The 17,273-nt window shown below is 64.7% G+C and carries 15 protein-coding genes; 5 read left to right on the top strand and 10 right to left on the bottom strand.

The features are described from left to right. Window positions 1-13: 13 nt before the first annotated feature. The 5 genes from AOP77_RS01385 to AOP77_RS01365 form a co-directional block, all read right to left on the bottom strand. Window positions 14-808, bottom strand: a complete 795-nt coding sequence (locus tag AOP77_RS01385) for an IclR family transcriptional regulator (protein ID WP_062211301.1) — start codon at window positions 806-808, stop codon at window positions 14-16. Window positions 809-826: 18 nt separating this feature from the next. Continuing rightward, a complete protein-coding gene (gene kduI, locus AOP77_RS01380; protein WP_062208361.1) occupies window positions 827-1,666 on the bottom strand; it encodes a 5-dehydro-4-deoxy-D-glucuronate isomerase in 840 nt (279 codons plus the stop codon). A gap of 65 nt (window positions 1,667-1,731) precedes the next feature. Further along, window positions 1,732-3,045 carry a TRAP transporter large permease gene (locus tag AOP77_RS01375; protein WP_062208358.1) on the bottom strand — a complete coding sequence of 438 codons (1,314 nt, stop codon included), beginning with the start codon at window positions 3,043-3,045 and terminating at the stop codon, window positions 1,732-1,734. Window positions 3,046-3,058: 13 nt separating this feature from the next. Then, the gene (locus AOP77_RS01370) at window positions 3,059-3,562 is read right to left on the bottom strand and encodes a TRAP transporter small permease (RefSeq protein ID WP_062208355.1); all 504 of its coding nucleotides are present in this window, start codon (window positions 3,560-3,562) and stop codon (window positions 3,059-3,061) included. Between the two features lie 30 nt (window positions 3,563-3,592). Beyond that, a complete protein-coding gene (locus tag AOP77_RS01365) occupies window positions 3,593-4,663 on the bottom strand; it encodes a TRAP transporter substrate-binding protein (protein WP_062208351.1) in 1,071 nt (356 codons plus the stop codon). 268 nt (window positions 4,664-4,931) lie between these two features. On the opposite strand from AOP77_RS01365, the gene AOP77_RS01360 reads away from it, so the two are divergent. Both AOP77_RS01360 and AOP77_RS01355 read left to right on the top strand, forming a co-directional pair. Beyond that, entirely contained in the window at window positions 4,932-5,888 is a 957-nt protein-coding gene (locus AOP77_RS01360; protein ID WP_084622114.1) for a DUF4862 family protein, read from the top strand. After that, complete coding sequence (locus tag AOP77_RS01355; protein ID WP_201774072.1) at window positions 5,881-6,828, top strand: NAD(P)-dependent oxidoreductase; 948 nt, start codon at window positions 5,881-5,883, stop codon at window positions 6,826-6,828. Before AOP77_RS01360 ends, AOP77_RS01355 begins: the two co-directional genes overlap by 8 nt. Window positions 6,829-7,018: 190 nt before the next feature. Here the strand turns inward: AOP77_RS01355 and AOP77_RS01350 are convergent, their stop codons facing one another. Beyond that, window positions 7,019-7,924 carry an SDR family NAD(P)-dependent oxidoreductase gene (locus AOP77_RS01350; protein WP_062208345.1) on the bottom strand — a complete coding sequence of 302 codons (906 nt, stop codon included), beginning with the start codon at window positions 7,922-7,924 and terminating at the stop codon, window positions 7,019-7,021. Between the two features lie 183 nt (window positions 7,925-8,107). Here AOP77_RS01350 and AOP77_RS01345 point away from each other — a divergent pair, with 183 nt between their 5' ends. Further along, window positions 8,108-10,564, top strand: a complete 2,457-nt coding sequence (locus AOP77_RS01345; RefSeq protein ID WP_062208342.1) for a CLIPPER-2 domain-containing protein — start codon at window positions 8,108-8,110, stop codon at window positions 10,562-10,564. A 4-nt stretch (window positions 10,565-10,568) separates the two neighbouring features. Here the strand turns inward: AOP77_RS01345 and AOP77_RS01340 are convergent, their stop codons facing one another. The 3 genes from AOP77_RS01340 to AOP77_RS01330 form a co-directional block, all read right to left on the bottom strand. Next, entirely contained in the window at window positions 10,569-11,948 is a 1,380-nt protein-coding gene (locus AOP77_RS01340; RefSeq protein ID WP_174435912.1) for a flavin-containing monooxygenase, read from the bottom strand. Window positions 11,949-12,083: 135 nt separating this feature from the next. Then, entirely contained in the window at window positions 12,084-12,365 is a 282-nt protein-coding gene (locus tag AOP77_RS01335) for a hypothetical protein (protein WP_062208339.1), read from the bottom strand. Window positions 12,366-12,506: 141 nt separating this feature from the next. Further along, a complete protein-coding gene (locus AOP77_RS01330; RefSeq protein WP_062208336.1) occupies window positions 12,507-14,210 on the bottom strand; it encodes an alpha/beta hydrolase in 1,704 nt (567 codons plus the stop codon). A 90-nt stretch (window positions 14,211-14,300) separates the two neighbouring features. On the opposite strand from AOP77_RS01330, the gene AOP77_RS01325 reads away from it, so the two are divergent. Then, window positions 14,301-15,080: an NYN domain-containing protein gene (locus AOP77_RS01325; RefSeq protein WP_062208333.1), complete on the top strand. Its 780-nt coding sequence runs from the start codon at window positions 14,301-14,303 to the stop codon at window positions 15,078-15,080. Window positions 15,081-15,168: 88 nt separating this feature from the next. Then, window positions 15,169-16,590: a DUF2252 domain-containing protein gene (locus AOP77_RS01320; protein WP_062208330.1), complete on the top strand. Its 1,422-nt coding sequence runs from the start codon at window positions 15,169-15,171 to the stop codon at window positions 16,588-16,590. A 199-nt stretch (window positions 16,591-16,789) separates the two neighbouring features. Here the strand turns inward: AOP77_RS01320 and AOP77_RS01315 are convergent, their stop codons facing one another. Further along, window positions 16,790-17,200, bottom strand: coding sequence for a hypothetical protein (locus tag AOP77_RS01315; protein ID WP_062208327.1), 411 nt, complete (start codon window positions 17,198-17,200; stop codon window positions 16,790-16,792). Window positions 17,201-17,273: the final 73 nt, after the last annotated feature.

Raw genomic sequence — 17,273 nt, 5'->3', positions numbered from 1 at the left:
AGCCCCCGCGCTCTTAGGGTTTCCAACCCAATGCGCGGGAGATTTGGTCAGCTGTTTCGATGGCATCGCGCGACATTGCGTCAATCTGATCTGCCGTGTGGTCGAGCATGATGGTGGAGATGCTCAGGCCGTAGTTGACGTTGCCGGTGTGGTCGCGGACGGGTGCCGCTACACAGCCGATGCCGGGCTCGTTCTCCTCGCGGTCCCGGGCGTAGCCCAGGTCGCGCACGGTTTGAACCTCGGCACGCAGGCCGTCCAAAGTAGTGATGGTGTTCTCGGTCATGCGGGGTAGCCCGGCCCGTGCCACGAACAGGGCAAGCGCATCGTCGGAGTAGGTCGCCAGGACGCACTTGCCGATTCCCGTGGTGTGCATAGGGATCGAGTTTCCGACGCGAGACATCATGCGGTAAGGCTTGTCGGAGTCCGAGCGGATCAGGTAGAGCACCTCGTCACCGTTCGCGACGCCCAGGTGCACGGTGCAGTGCACGCGAGCCACCAATGCCTCGACGAAGGGCTGCGCGATGGCAGAGATATCGATGCGCTGCAACGCACGCCCCGCGAGGGAGAGCACCTTGGGTCCCGGAAGGTAGCTACCCGTCTGCGACACCGTGACGAACCCGCGGTCGACCAGGGTCATCAGAATGCGATGCACCGTGCCCTTGGCTAGACCAGTGGCCTCCACGACGTCCGTGAAACGGTCGTGCATCAGCACTGCTTCGAGGACTAGGAGGGTCTTCTCGCTCGCATTCGCGGGCGCCGTGGGGGCGGTGTTATTGGACGGGATTGCCGGTGGCGTAGAGGTAGTCATGTCAGTCATTGTTCCGCGTCAGCGCATTTCGGCAATGGCGAAGCCGTCCATGTCGTCGAACGACTTGTTCTCTCCCGCCATCGCAAAGACAAAGCTGTAGCTTGCCGAGCCCACTCCGGAGTGCACCGACCAGCTAGGGGCGATGGTGGCTTCTTCGTTGGCGACGACCAGGTGACGCGTCTCGCTGGGCACACCCATGAGGTGAATAATGCGGGCGTCCTCCGGCAGGTCGAAATACAGGTAAGCCTCAGTGCGGCGGTCGTGCGTGTGGGCCGGCATGGTGTTCCACATGCTGCCGGGGTGCAGCGTCGTGACGCCCATCACCACCTGGCAGCTCTGGACGCCACCCTCGTGGATGTATCGGTTGAGGGTGCGGCGGTTGGAGGTGAGTGCGTCGCCCAGCTCGCGAATATCGCCGGTTCCCGCCTCGACCAGCGTGGTCGGGTACGACGTGTGTGCCGGCGCCGAGACGCCGTAGAAGCGGGCGGGGCCGCCCTCTGCCTCAGCATCGGCCGAGGTGAAGGACACCTCCACCGCGCCGCTACCTATATAGAGGCACGAGCCGTGCGACAGGTCGTACACGGTGCCGTCCACGGAGACGCTACCCGCGCCGCCGACGTTGACGATGCCGGCCTCGCGGTGTTCAAAGAAGTACTCGCTGCGGATCTCCGGGAACGTGGGCAGCGCCACCGAGGTGGTCACGGGCTTGGCCCCGAACAAGACGATGCGGTCGTGGTGCGTGTAGACCGCGTTGGCCTGGTCGGTGACAAACAGGTCTTGGACCAGGTATCGACGGCGCAGTTCGTCCGTATCCATTCCGGGGACGTGCTCCGGGCTGGTGGCGTATCGCTGTTCCATGAGATGAGTCCTTTCTCTGAGAATGCAGTGCGTTGGTACGGGTAAGTGGGGCGCGGGCTACCGCGTTAGGGAACCACGACGAGCCCCAGCAGGGTGGGCAACCACATCGACAGGAGGGGGGTGAAGATCACCATGACCAGCAGCGCGATGAGGGCTGCGAAGAACGGCATGAGCCGCCGGACGACGTCCTCGATTCCCAGGTTTGCCACCTTGGCTCCCACAAAGAGGATGGGGCCGACAGGTGGAGTGATGGTGCCGACCGATAGGGCGAACACCATCATGATTCCGAAGTGCACGGGGTGAATCCCGAACGCCATGACGATGGGCAGGAAGATCGGCGTGAAGATCAGCACTGCGGGGGTGGGGTCCATGAACAGTCCCACGATCAGCAGGACCAGGGCGATCAGAATCAACAGGACTGCGGGGTTGTCGCTGATGCCGAACATGACGTCTGCGATCATCGCCGGAACCTTGGCGAAGGACATCACGAAGCCCATGATGGACGAGACGCCGATCAGGAACATGACGACTGCCGTGGTGCGGGCTGCGTCCATGAGGATGCGAGGCATGTCCTTGATGGAGATTGCCTTGTAGATGGCGGAAAGGATGAGGGAATAGATGACCGCGATGTTGGAGGCCTCGGTGGCGGTGAAGATGCCACCCAGGATGCCGCCGATCACGATGACAATGAGGAACATGGCGGGCAGCGCGGCCACGATGATGCGGGTGCGCTCCTGGAGCGTCAGCTTGGCGGTGATCTTGAGCTCGGGGCGCTTACGTGCGTACAAGTAGACGATGATCATGCACGCCAGGGCCCATAGGACTCCGGGGATGTAGCCGGCGACGAACAGAGCGGCGACCGATGCGCTGGAGACCAAGGAGTAGACGATCATCAGGTTGCTGGGCGGAATCAGCATGCCCGCAGGGGCCGAGGCGATGTTGGTGGCGGCGGCGAAGGACTTGTTGTAGCCCTCCTTGGCCTGCAGGGGGCCCATCGTGGTTCCGATGGCGGCAGCGGCGGCTACCCCGGAGCCGCTGACGGCTCCGAACATGGCGTTGGCTACGACGTTTGTCTGGGCGAGCGAGCCGGGGGCCCGGCCCACCATGACCTTGGCGGCGTTAATGAGCCGTAAGGCAATGCCGCCGTTGTTCATAATGACGCCGGCAAGCACAAAGAAGGGTATGGCAAGTAAAGGGAACGAATTGATCCCGCGGAAGACCTGTTGAGCTGAGGTCAGGATGCCATTGTGGAAGCCAAGGGCGACGATGAGGGCGGTCATTGAAGACAGGCCGACGGCGATGGAGATCGGGGTTCCGATCACCAAGAAGACTGCGATGCCGATGATCAGAATCAGTGCGGCGACGAGTGCGGTATCCATGTGTCAGACCCCCTTACAAGACGTCCTGAGGGGCGTCGACAAGTGGCTTTTCTTTGCCAGTGAAGATGCGCAACAGGTGGTAGATGGTGTAAAACGCGATCAGGATTCCCGAGATGGGAAGGGCGAGGTAGAGCGGGCCAACGTTCGCCGGCAGCCCTGTCAGGTTCTGGTTCCAGGACAGTTCAACGACGAGCAGGCCGCCCCAGATCAGGACGAGTGTGGTGAAGGTGAGGATCGCCAGCTGCACCACGACCGCAAGAACGGTCTGCGCCCGCTGAGGAAGCTTCTTCACGGCGACGTCCACTGCGATGTGGCCGCGCTCGCCAAAGACGAGTGCCGACCCGAAGAGGCCGAGCCAGATGAACAAGTATTTTGCGAGTTCCTCAGACCAGCCGCTGGGCTGGTTGAGGACTTGCCGGGTGAAGACCTGCCATGCGACGTCTACGACGAGTAGTGCGAATAGTGTCACCACCGCCCACGTCAGCACGCGGTCGAGCATGCTTTTTACTTTGTTCATTGGTTCACGCCTCTTCGGGTCGGTAATTGACTACTCGGCTGCTGCGCGGACCTGGTCATAAAGCGACTTGGCGGTGTCGCTCGTCAGGCGCGATGCGGTCAGCGGCGCGATTGCCTCAGCGAATGCTTCGCTGTCGACCTCGTTGAAGGTGGCTCCTGCAGCCTCGGCGTTGGTCTTGGCCTCGCCTACCTGCTCGAGCCATAGCTCTGCTTCGTGGACACGTGCCTCGGCAAGTAGCTCCTGGAAGATGTCCTGAACCTCAGGCGTCATGGCGTCGTACACGGCAGGGCTGATGATCAGGTAGTCGGGGAACATCAGGTGGCGCGTGTAGCTGTAGAACGGTGCGACCTCGTCGTGCTTGAGTCCGTTGTAGATCAGTTCGTTGTTCTCTCCACCGTCGATGACGCCGGACTGGATGGCGGTGTAAACCTCACCCTGGCCCATCGGAGTACCAGTGCCACCCATGAGGCTCATCATTTCGATGTTGGTGTCTGACTCGATAACGCGGATCTTCATGCCCTCGAGGTCTTCGGGGGTGTTGATCGGCTTCTCGGAGTTGTATACCGAGCGCACGCCGCCGTGGAAGGCGGAGATGACCTTGATGCCCTGGTCGGTGAGCGAGTCGTACAGGTCGCCCACGATCGCGGGGTCGTTGGTGGTCTCGCTCTGGTGCTCGGGGGAGTCGAAGACGAACGGCAGGTTGAATGCCACGAAGTCGGGGTTGAAGTTCTCCAGGAGCGGTCCGGCAACATATGCCATCTCTAGGGTGCCCGCCTGAACGAGCTCGATCGTCTCGCGCTGGGCGCCAAGGGTCTCGTTGGGGAACACCTCGACGTCGTATGCGCCGTCAGTTGCCTCGTACAGCTTGTCGCCAAGCTCGTCCATGACGATGTACTGGGGGTGCGTCTCGGGCTGGTTGAACGCCACCTTCATGACCAGCGTGTCCGCGTTGGCGGGCTTCTCGCTGGTCTCGGCGGTTCCCTCCGAAGCGCCAGAAGTGGCGGCTGCGTCGGGGGTGGTGGTGCCGGCGGAGCACGCGCTGAGCGCGAAAGCCGATGCACCGAGAGCTGCCGCGAAGAATGCGACCTTGTGTTGCCTCATTAAGGACTCCTTTGTCGGTGTTGCGAGGTGTTGCATATCGTGTAAGGACCCAGGGGACTGGACCTTCCCTGTTGCCAGGGTTCGTACTTGCGGGACATCTTTGTCGTGGCCGTTCTGCATGCTGGGGATTTTCCAATATGCTAAATGGAACAAAGGTCCGGCACACGGAACAAACTAACCCGGTTTCCACAGTTTGACAACCAGGGCGGGCCTAAATCTTCGAATGAGACACAAATGAGACATTCGGACCGCAACCCCAGGAGCGACAATGTTGTCACCCGCGACACAGGTAAAACCCCCGCTATTTGGCGCATATGCGATGGAGCCCTGCGACCCCAAAGAGGCGCTCAACTTCTACCGCGAGCTCGCCCATCAGAGAATCGGCGGGCTGGAGATTCCGGCACCGGCTGGGGCCGTTGATGCCTCCCTGGTGGCCACGATCATCGGCCGACTACAGCCTGGGTGGCGTGTAATGCTCACCGCCATCCCCATGGTGATGGGGCGAATTGCGGCCGATGCGGGGTACGGGTTGGCATCTGACAGTGAGGATTCCAGAGCGCAGGCACTGGCGGATGTGGCCCACTCCGTGGACCTCGCCGCCCGGTTGGCCGACGTCACCGGGGAGGGCACGGTCATTGCCATCGAGGTGCACAGCGCACCCGGCCCCAAGCGAGGCAGCGTCGACTCGCTAGCCCGCTCCTTGGAGACCATTGCCGGGTGGGATCTGGCCGCAGCGGGCATTGTCTTGGAGCACTGTGACGCACGTGTCCACGGGCAGGACGCAGTCAAAGGATTCTTCGAATTGGGCGACGAGGTCGCGGCTATTCGCGCCGCAGGTTCTCCTCCCACCGTGGGCATCGGCATCAACTGGGGCCGCTCCGCTATCGAGGGTCGCTCAGTGGATACCCCCGCCGAGCACGTGGAGATTGCCGCGAGCGAGGGCCTGCTGAGTGCGGTGGTGCTGTCTGGCGCGAGCGCCAGCACGACGCCTTGGGGGCGAGCCTGGGGTGACGCCCACATCCCCTCGCGCGGCGACGACCCGGCCTTGGCTGCCTCGGCTGCTTCCCTCCTTGACGGCGCTGCCATAGAGGCCACGCTGTCTGCGACACCCGCTGGGACGCTCTTGGCGGTCAAGGTGTCGGTCCGACCGCGCGAGGCGACCGTCTCGCAGCGCATCAGTGTCACTCGTGCTGTACTCGATCAGATGGAGGAATACCGTGGCTAACCACACGACGAATACCGAATCAACACCGGCTCCCGCCGCTTCACCCACTCTTGCCGCAATGTTGCGCGTCGGCGTGATTGGCCTGGGCAACATGGGGGGCCCCATGGCCGGTCACATGGTGGCAGCGGGTCTAGACGTCCACGTCAACGCGCGCAGACCTGAGGCGATGTCCGCACTCGTCGATCAGGGTGCTACCGCTCACCCGACGCCTGCTGATGTGGCCCGGAACGCCGACGTCGTGGTGTTTGTGGTACCCGATCTCCCCGATGTTGAGGCGATTCTGGAGGGCCCCGACGGACTGCTTGCGGGAGTAACAGGCCCCCTTGTCATTGTGGTCAGTTCCACGGTGTCGCCCGAGGGAGTGAGGCTGCTGGGGGACCGGCTCGCCGCCCATACGAGCGGCCTGGTCCACGTGGTCGATGCGCCGGTGAGTGGGGGAGCGCGCGGCGCCATCGCCGGCACGCTCGCCATCATGGTGGGAGGGAGCGACGCTGATGTCTCCCGCGCTTGGCCGGCTCTTGAGGCCTGCGGAAACCCTTCGCACTTGGGGGCACTCGGCGCCGGTCAGGTAGCGAAGGCCTGCAACCAGATGATCGTCGCCTCCACCGTGGTGGCGCTCAGCGAGGCGAGCATCGTCGCGCGCCGCGCCGGCCTGGACGTCCAGGCACTGTTCGACCTGCTAGGTACCGGCCTCGCTGGAAGCCAGGTCATGGAGCAGAAGAAGGACTCCTTGATTGCGCGTGAGCATCCCTCGTCAGGGCCGGCACGCTTTATGGTCAAGGATCTCAACTTTGCGACGGCGGAGGCCCGTCGAGGTGGCACGGCGACCCCGCAGCTCGACGTACTCAGCGAGCTTTTCACCGGTCTGACCGAAGCCGGGCTGGGAGACCAGGATGTCTCCGTCGCGCAGACCTACATTGAGAATATGCACCGGCCGTGACCATTCCTGGGCGGCTCACCGCTGGTGGGCGCCGCACAGCGAGCGCGACAAGGCGGCGATCCTGTTCGTGTGATTGTCGGCGGCGGCCATTGGCGCGCTACTGCTCACCGGGCGAAGTCGAGTCCACGTGCACGTCTATCACCTGAGGGAGCGGGGCCGTCTCGGTGCGGCTTGATAAGTGAAGGAGGGCCTAGACCACGAGCCGGTCCACGCCGTCAACTGTCTCGACAATCCCGCGCTCGCGCAGGCTGGCGATGTACTTCTTGAGCCCACGCTCGCCCTTGCCGCGGAAGAGCGGCATGAGGCGGGGGAGTTGGTTCGGCACCAGCAGGGCGATGCGCACCAGCCACGATTCGCTGGGCCTGGGATAGACCTCAAGTCGCGGCCTGTCCAGCAGCTTGATCATGGTCGCCGCCACGTGCTCGGGGCTCTGCGGCGGGTCCTGGAACTGCATCTCGTTGCCACCCTCGAGCGCCTCGTAGCGCAGCATGCGGGTGTCCGTCGCGCTGGGCAGCACCGAGCCCGCGGTGATGCCCTTATCTCGCAGGTCCAACGAGATCGCCAGCATCGCGCCGCGCAGTCCGAACTTCGAGGCCGTGTAGATGGGAGTCTCGCCCAGCGGAAAGATTCCGCCGAGCGACACCGTGGTCACCACGCGTGGGTCGGTGCCGGCGCGCAGTAGCGGAATCGCCAGGCGAGTCAGCATCAGCGGCGCATACAAGTTGACGTTCAATTCCAGCTCGATTGACTCCGCGGAGCGCTCGTCGAACCGCTCGGCCGAGGTCATGCCGGCGTTGTTGACCAGCACGTCGATGTGGCCTTCGTTCGCCTCGATGTCAGCGAGGATGCGCTCGACGTCGGTGCGCTGGGTAAGGTCTCCCACCAGCACCCGGTGACCGGGCTTTTTCTCAACCGCGGCCCCGGGGGAGTCGGCCAGGGAGGCGACCACGGCATCGGCCGCCTGGGGTCGGATGTCTACCAGGATCACCGTGGCGCCGCGGTCGGCGATCTGGCGGGCGAACGCGCCGCCGATGCCGCCGCCGCCTCCCGTGACGACCACGACCTTGCCGGTGGCGTTGAAGCGCCGGCGCGTCATCGAGCCGCGCCGGGGACAGGAGGTGCGGGCATGAGTCTCAGCATATTGGCAACACCGTTACCAGGCATAGAGGTAAAGGGGACTCTTCTTTCGCGGCTACGGTGGGACCAGGTTGCCACTGAGAGTTGCCGTGCATTCGCAGCCGTCCATGTCGCCACGGTTGCCCAACGAGGAGTAACCGACATGAATATTGAGCGCTCATTCGCGCGCCGAGGCGCAGCCGCAGTAGCGGGACTTGGCGTGCTGGCCATGGTCTCCATCGGTGTGACGGCGCCGGCCCAAGCCGCGTCTGACAACGACATCGACGTCACGTGGTCCGGCGCGACTTTGGACAATGACGTGAACGGCAACGAGAAGCCCGATGCGGGCGACACCGTGAAACTTGTATATTCGCTAAATTCCCTCAGTGCGCGCGTCGCCGATGGAGTCACCCACCAGCGGTCCAGCTATGGCGGCTTTGTCCTAGACAGAAGCCTGAGGTTAGTCTTCCCGATGGGATTAGTAACCATTTACGAGGTCCGCGCTCAGGACTTGGACCCGTTGGGTGGAGGCCCGCACCTGACCGACGGCGTGCTCGAGTACTTAATTGACGGCGGCCCCACCGCGACGTTGGCGCTGGACCCGGCCCTTCTCGCATACACCGCCCCCGCGCCGTTGACGGTGACCGCCGCGGCCGAGCTCGACGAGCAAGGACCGACGACGGACGGCAACCTCGTCGAGGGCGACCGAGTTCGTTACTCCGCGACCATCGAGAACGTGTCCGCCGTGGACATCGTCGTTCCGAGCGTGTCAGGATTCGAGGCGGGTTCGTTGCCCATGACCCTTGCAGCGGGCGCGACCGCGACCCTTGACAGCCCGTGGCACGAGGTCACGCTGGTAGACATGCAGGCCGGCGCCGTCTCCTTGGCCGGAGCCGCGGTGCAATGGTCGGCATCGGCTAGCGGGCTTGCTACGGCGACCGGTTCCGTACCCGTCGCCACCCCGAGCGTGCCAACCGAGGCGATTGATACGTCGTTTACCTCCGACGTCAAGGTGGTGGTGCACGATTCAACGCGCACCGTTGAACGTGTCCCGGGAGACGTGGTCGAGGGCGACCTGGTGGACTACACGTTCCAGCTGGCCAACGACGGCAATGTGGCCTTCCGCGACCTGAGGTTCATTGAACACATAGGCGCGACTCATACCCTCTCCGTTAATGCTGTCTTGCCTGCGGGGGAGGCAATCCCTACTGCAGAGCTCCTATTAAGTTACATCTCAACCGACTCGCCTGCTGCGATCTTCTCCCCTCACACCGTCACGGCCGCCGATCTGACGCGAGGGTACGTGGACCTGAATTTCTCGGTGATCGCAGGTCCGTCGAGTTCCTGGATTTCCCAGCACACCTCGACGTCGCAACGCAGCATCAGCAAGCGTGTACTGCTGCGCGAGTTCGTCGCGGACCTGGACTTGAGCGTCGACGCCGTCCTGCAGGACTCCAACGGTGATGGCGTGGGGCAGGCGGGCGAGGACGTGGAACTCACGTGGACCGCGACGCTCCCCGCGGATGCCGACCAGCCCGTCACCATCTCCGGCGTGACCGAGGGCGGACAGGTTGCCTCCTTGGGAGCAGTGTTCGATGGAGTGAACCTCGTGCCTGGCGGTTCGTCGACGCACGTGGATACCGTGACGCTCGACGCCGCCTGGATCCCCAGCGGGGCGCTGGATTACACCGCAACGCTGAGCTATGTGGGCGATGTCGATTCGGCCGCCAATAGCGTGGTGGCGTCCGCAACTGCGATCGCGTTGGGCGACTACGTGGCACCGGCGGTGTCCATCGACGTCGCACAGAGGTTGAGTGACCTCAACGACGACGGTCAGGCCTCCATTGGCGAGACCGTGACGTTCGACGTCACCGTCACCAACGACGGCGGCTACCCGCTGACTGGCGTCGTCTTAGGCGACGCCGGGGGAGCGGTCCTCGACCCCGCGGTGGTGGCCGTCGATTCCATCGCTCCTGGCGCATCGGCCGCTTGGCAAGAGACGCACCAGGTGACCGCGGCGGACTTCACCGCCGGATCCTTCTCCTACGCCCCCACGGTGGACGCGGACGGCATGTCCACGCTCACGGAGACGTCAACCGTCGCGCCGGTGACGTTTGCGGCCTACGAGACTGACCTTGCCGGCACGCCCGCCGGCGGCGTCACGGTCTGCTCGACGGCGGGTGACCCCGTCACGCACGCGGTCCAGGGCGATTCCGTCGACGTGACCGTGGGTGACTGCGATTCGGGTCCGCTCGAGGCGGGTTCTCGCGTGGTGGCGTTCTCCACGCCGCTGGTGCTGGGGGTCGACACGGGCTCCGTGACGGTTCCCGCGACTCTCGCCGTGGGCGCGCACCGCATCGCGGTCTACGGTCCCAACGGCGCGATGGTGGGCTGGACGGCGCTCGCCGTCACTGCTCCAACCGTTCCGGAGGAAGAGCCCGGCGCGGATCCCGTCGTGGACTCGGACGTTGACCCTGCTGCGGTGCAGACTGACCCTCAGTCCGGAGGACTGTCCGCGACAGGCGCCGACGGCGTGAAGCCGATGCTGTGGGCAGCCGGGTTGCTGATGCTCCTTGGCGCCGGCGCGGTCGTTGCCTCCCGCCGACGCTTCCTGGGGTAGACGGCTAGGCCCGCGGCTTCGCAGCCGCGGGCGGCTGGTCGCCGATCTCCGGTAAGTCCCAACGCATGCGGCGTGAGAGCTTGCGCATGTACTTGGTGATCGCGACGCCGTCCACGTAGCCCGTGTGACGCGGTGAGTCGACAAACTTGATGCCGCGCTGGAGGTCGGGCTCGTCGGTGGCGATGATCTGCTCGAACGCACGCCAGCGCTTGGGCAGCTCAGTGCGATCCTCGATGTGCTGGGCGACCATGGCCGCGAGCTGCGACATGATCACGTAGGCCGCGCCGTTGGTCTCGATGAAGCTGAGCGCATAGAAGCCGGGGTGCTCCGAGAAGGCCGTCAGATACATGTCCGGCTGCTGCTCGTCGCCCGCGAGTTGTTGCGCGAAGGGAACCGAGTGCTTGTACCCGGTGGCGAGCAGGATGAGGTCGAAGTCGGCCTCGGTCTTCTCGCCGGTCGTGACGTCAGCGAAGGTGACGGTGGTGCCCTTGGTATCCGCGATGGCGCCGCGCGCGAGGATGTCGCCGTGCTGCAGGTGGTGCAACAGCTGGGTGTTGAGCAGCGGGTGGGTCTCGAAGAGTTTGTGGTCGGGCTTGGGCAGGCCGAGCCGCGTGACGTCGCCGTTGATGAGGCGCAGCACACGGCCAAACGCGGCCTGCTCGAGCCGCATCGGTATGTCTGGCCCGCCGTTCGCGAACACGTCCACGGGCATGCCGAAGATGTGTTTGGGGATGAACCAGTAGCCGCGGCGCACACTGATGGAGGCCTCTTTGGCGGAGCGGGCCGCGTCGCACGCGATGTCCGCGCCGGAGTTGCCAGCGCCGACGATGAGGACGCGCTTGCCCTTGAACTCGGACGGGTCGCGGTAGGTGGAGCTGTGGCGGATCTCGCCGGTGAAGTTGCCCGGAAGCGTGGGGATGTTGGGCGTCCACTGGGTGCCGGTGGCGATGATGACCTGGGCATACGTGGTGGTCTTGGCCTTAGCGCGCCCCTTCTTGGTCGTGACCAGGTAGACCCCAGCATCGTCCCTCTGCACGTCTGTGACGGTAGTGCCGAACTCGATGCGCTCGGTGAGACCCCGAGCATCGGCGAAGCTGCGCAAGTAGGCCAGGATCTGGCGGTGGCTGGGGTAGTCCGGGTAGTCGTCGGGCATGGGGAAGTCGGGGAACGCGGACAGGGTCTTGGAGGAGATGAAGTGTGCGGATTCGTACATGGGCGAGCCGGGGTTGTCGATGTCCCAGATGCCGCCCACGGCGCTGTGGCGCTCGACGTGCGTGTAGGGCAGGCCACGTGCGGCGAGGGCGTTCGCGGCGGCGAGGCCGGCGGGGCCCGCGCCGATGATCAGGGTTTCTTGAGTTGTCGCAGTGTCCCGTGTTGTCGCCATTGGTGGTGCTCCCTCGACTTTGTGTACTGAGGGCCATCGTATGGCGCGGTTTTGGGTGCGAAAGGTACGCGCGGCCGATGCCGTGGCGGCCATGTGGCCAAGGTCACCTTGGCTGGGCGGTACCGGTGTCGATCTTTAGTGTGTCGATTCGAGGACGCGCATCTGCTCGTGGATCTCGGCCGAGGTGAGAGTGCGGTGCCGTGCTCTGCCGCTGAGCGCCGCCCACACGGCTAGCGACAGGCCGCCGAACACGAGGAAGGGACTGACAAAGAACATGCCCCAGTCGAAGTTCGACAGCATTCCGCTGCCGCTGACGGAGGTCTCGGTTCCGGACAGCGTCCAGAATCGGGCGAAGAGAAAGACGCCTATCGCGACCAGCGCGATGCCTACGACAAGCCACTTTTGATTGCGCACCATGGGTCAGCCTCCGCGCCCTTGCGTCGTCACGCCTCGGGGTATGAGGCGGTGAGGACAGAATAGGCCTATTGTAAATCGGACAAAAGCCCCCCATTGTGGGGGCGGCATCCGCCCGTGTGATGTAGCACGGTTGATTGGTTGCTACGAACCGAGCCCGGCCTGATCCTTGGAGATGAACTCGGCGAGCGATGCGTTCCTCTGGTGGTCCCACGTTTGGTCGCCGGTAAGGCCCGCCCACGCGACGGCGAACTGCTCGGTGGAGTAGCGGTGGCCGTGCCCAGTGGGGACGCCATCCGCCGCCGCGAGGTCGATGGCCACCTGCAGCATCGTCACGACGGGAGCCCAGCCCATGTCCGGCGAGACGTCCGCGGGGCGATCGCCGTTGTCGAGCCACGCCGGTCGCTGCCACGCGAGTTCCGGGGAGAAGAACACCACGGGGTCGGAGCTGTTCTGCAGGTAGACGATGCGGGACGGCCCCCACGGCCCGGTGCCACGGGTCAGGTTGTCGCCGCCCGCGGTGAAGCGGACGGTGCGGCCGCCGTCGAAGATGGGCAGGGTGGGGGAGGTGCCCCAGTCGCGCTCTTCGGTGAGCTCGGCGTGCATGGGGTTGAGGAACGTGGGCCCGGCCATGAGGGCGCCCGCGATGGGCTCGTTGATGATGCTGGGGGAGCGCAGGATCGCCTCGACCCCGTACGAGCCGAGCGAGAGCCCGAACAGGTAGATGTCCGGCCGCGAGTCGGGGTCCAGCGTCGACCAGTAGTCCTGGATGGCGCGGAACGTGGCGACGGACTCCTCGCGCACCACGTCCTGGTCGGCGAGCGTGGAGATCCAGCTGGGCAGGTACGAGTACTGGTAGCCGGCGATGGCCGTGTCGCCGTTGTACATGTACTCGATGGTGCTCATCGCGTTGGCGTCCAGCCAGCCTGTGCCGGTGGTGACGGCCAGGACCAGGGCCTCGCGCTCAAACCCGCCGCTGCGGATGAGCTCGTCCAGGAGCAGCTGGGTGCGCTCTTCTGCGGACTCTGCCGAGCGTAAGCCCACGTAGACGCGCACGGGGGTCTTAGCATCGTCCGTCTTGTTGAAGGTGTCGAGATCCTGGGCGGAGGGGCCGCCGGCCACGAAGTTGCGGCCCTGGCGTCCCAGCGAGTCCCACGAGGCGTAGGAGTAGGGGCTGCCGGAGCGCCAGTGATTCTGGGGTTGCTCGACGCCTGGCGCGGTGGCGAGGTCAACGGGGGAGAAGGTCCAGTTGGCACCGGTGAAGAACGCGTTGGTGAGCACGCCGGTGACTAGCAGCCATACCCCTACCGAGGACACCGCGATGCCCAGGGCGTGGGCGAGGCGGTGCGGGAGGAAACGGGACAACAGGTGGGCGATGGCGCGCACGATGACGCGCGTGGTGCGCGCGATGAGCAACAGGACGGTGCCGCTGAGGGCCGCCACCACGGTGATGGTGACCCACACGCCCATGCTCAGAGTGGTCATGCCGAATAGCTCGCGCACCCCGTTCTGCCAGTCCAGGTAGCGCCACAGGCGGTCCACCAGCAGCGCCAGTAGGGCGACCAGGGTGATGAGCGCGAGAGTTCGGCGTGCCCGGGTGGGGATGATGGGCAGCTCAAAGAACCGCCACAGCGCGCGCAGGCCCACGCCGATGCCGTAGCCCAGCATCATCGCCACGCCAGTGACCAGACCCTGGGTGACTGGGGTGCGGGGCAGCAGCGAGGGGACCAGGGACAGCGAGGCGAACAGCAACGCCGTCAGTAGGCCGATGCGATTGAACCACGGGGAGAAGATGGTGCGCCGCGCGCGCAGGCGTTTTTTGGGAGCTGCTGTGGAGTCGACGGGCACGTCAGAATGGTACGGCGGTTGTGTGTGCTCAGAACGCAACAGAGAGTTGAGTGGCGGCCGGGGGCGACTGAACAGTGCCACTATGAAGACATGGCAGATTCAACGCATGAGGCCCGGCTCGCAGTTCTGATCGACGCAGACAACGCGAGCGCTCAGCACATTGAGCGACTGTTGGTCGAGATCGCGAAGTACGGCACGGCGACGGTGCGGCGGGCCTACGGCGACTGGACGGGGCCGCAACTGGCCAAGTGGAAGTCGGAGCTGCTCGCGCACTCGGTGCAGCCCATCCAGCAGTTCGCGTATACGACTGGCAAGAATTCCACCGACAGCGCGCTGATCATCGACGCGATGGACCTGCTGCACGGCGGCACCGTGGACGGCTTCTGCCTGGTGTCCAGCGACAGCGACTTCACGCGGCTCGCCGCGCGCATCCGCGAGCAAGGTCTGATGGCCTACGGCTTCGGCCAGATGAAGACGCCCAAGCCGTTCGTGGCCGCGTGCACCAAGTTTATCTACGTGGAGAACCTCGGCGGCAAGGAGGTTGCGACCAAGCAGAAGGCGACCCCTGAGGCGGCGGAGACAGCGCCGGCTAGTAAGGCGAAGGCGAAGCCCTCGCTCAAGGGCGACTCGAAGCTCGCCACGCTCTTGTCCGAGGCGGTCGAGACTGCGGCCGACGACGACGGCTGGGCGCAACTGGGTGTGGTCGGCTCCAACCTGTCGCGCCTGGCGTCCGACTTCGACACCCGCACGTGGGGCTACTCCAAGCTCACTGACCTCCTCAAGGCGCACCCCGGCTACGACGTGGAGTCGCGCTCGCCGGGAGACGGCAAGCAGAAGGTGTGGGCGGTGCGGAGCAAGCCGAGTAAGTAACGGTCGGTAGTGGCGTGATGCTTGCCGCATCCCTGCCAGGATGGGTGCTGTCACCCACCAATAGAGCGGGTCGGGGAGGACGTGAGACATGAGCAGCGAAGCGGCCGAGAGTCTCGACATTCTCAATGACACTGACCGGAACGCGTACGAGTCGCTACGCAGGCGTTCGAGTCCCCGCGCCGAGCGATACGCGGTGGGTCGCTCACTCCGGAAGAAGGTTCCACGGTCCTCGTTGGGCGATTGGCGCATCGGCCGTGACGACCGGGACCCCATCGCGCTCGTGGAGGAGAACCACGAAGGCCGTATCTCGGATTTGATCCCTGTGCGGGTGGCCCGGATGGCGGACTCACCGTACGGCTTTCTTCGCGGCTCCGCAGTGGTCATGGCCAGTGACGTGGCGGGTCTTCCCGCGACCGGCATCATGCCGGTGGTGTGCGGCGACGCCCACCTCGGCAACGTGGGGTTTTACGCTTCTCCCGAGCGAGACCTGGTGCTGGACCTCAACGACTTCGACGAGGCGCACACGGGCTCGTGGGAGTGGGACCTGCGCCGGCTGGTCGCGAGCACATGGGTAGCCGGCCGCCATAACGGCTCCACGGAGGAGCAGTGCGAGGAAGCAGTGCTCACGTGCGCTCGGTCGTATCGCGAGGAGATGCGCCACCTCGCCAACCAGCCGCTCTTCACTCGCTCGTTCGAGCGGATCGACATCACCCGGATGGCCGAGCACGCTCCGGACAGCCCGCTGACGGTCGAGCTCGAGCGGGCGGCCAAGCGGGCGCGCGAGCGCACCTCGGACCGAGCCCTGCCGCGCTTCACCACCGAGCACCAAGGAGAGCGCCAGATAGTCGAGGAACCGCCGCTCATCACCCGGCTGTCGTCTGCGGAGGCCGGGATGCTCGCCGACGGGCTCGATGAGTATCTGAACACCCTCGACGCGCACTGGCGGCGCGTGCTGGGGGGCTACACGCTCGTGGACGTGGCTCACAAGGTCGTGGGCGTTGGGTCCGTGGGCCTGCGCGCGTATGTTGCGCTGCTGGAGGGATCGAGCGAGGACGACGTGATCTTCCTCCAGCTCAAGCAGGCGCGCAGGTCGGTACTCGCGAAGTATGTGCACGGCGACAACGCATGGCACCGCCACCAGGGCGAGCGAGTGGTGGAGTACCAGCGGGCCCTGCAGACGGTGAGTGACCCGCTGCTCGGTTGGACCACCGTGGATGACAGACAGTTCTACGTGCGCCAGTTCCGAAACATGAAGGGCTCGGTCTCGCTCGACGAAATCTCCGCGCGGTCGCTCGCGGAGTACGCGGGCATCGCCGGTCACTTGCTCGCCAAGGGCCACGCACGCACCAGCGGTGCGTCAATAATTGCCGGCTACGTGGGAAGCGGCACCGTGCTGGACACGGCGATGGCGCGATTTGCGCAGGCATATGCCGACCAGACGGAAGCCGATCGCGAGGCACTGCTGGCCGCGGTCAAGAGCGGCCGGTTGCCGATCGCGGACGGGGTCTAGAGGACGCGGCGATGCGGCCGTACTCGCACGTGGGGCCACTCCAAGCTCACGCACCTCCTCAAGGCGCACCCTGACTACGATGCCGAGTCTCGTTCGCCGGGAGAAGGCCAGCAGAAGATGTGGGCAGTGCGGAGCAAGGCGAGCATGTAGGGGTTGGAATCCGCTGAGCTTGGTAGACGTGTAGCGATGGTTCGCCTGACTATTGCTCTTGTTTAATGTCTCCCGAGGCTTTATCTGCCTTCCTGCGTAAGAGACCAACGAAGAAGATGACAGCGATACCGGCGGTGAGCATCCAAAACTCGACAGCTACTATCCACCAAAATCCGCCCGTATGTCCCGCCATCAAGGATCCAAAGATGGCGAGCACTAGAGAAAAGAAGAAAAATCCAACTGCCCGAGCGATCTCGTTAAGGCGACGGTCCTGGAGCTCGACCTTGATCATCTTGTCGATCTCCGCGGCGAGGGGATCCCGCTGTGCCGACTCTTTAGGCAGATCGTTAAGCAAGTCCACGTAGCGGCGAATACCTACGGCCCTTCGGCCGGGTTGGCTCAACCAACCAGCGAGAAAAACAGCGCCCGCTCCAACCAGGGCCACCACAAACACAGACATAATTTCCCTCAAAATGGTCGGCTACGAAGATAACAGTACTTCTACAAGGGCCTCGCGAGGCTCTTCTCATGAA

Source organism: Demequina oxidasica, from assembly GCF_000975115.1.
GTDB lineage: Bacteria > Actinomycetota > Actinomycetes > Actinomycetales > Demequinaceae > Demequina > Demequina oxidasica.
The sequence above is the reverse complement of the archived record's forward strand: the minus strand, read 5'-3'. Positions and strand labels throughout refer to the sequence as shown.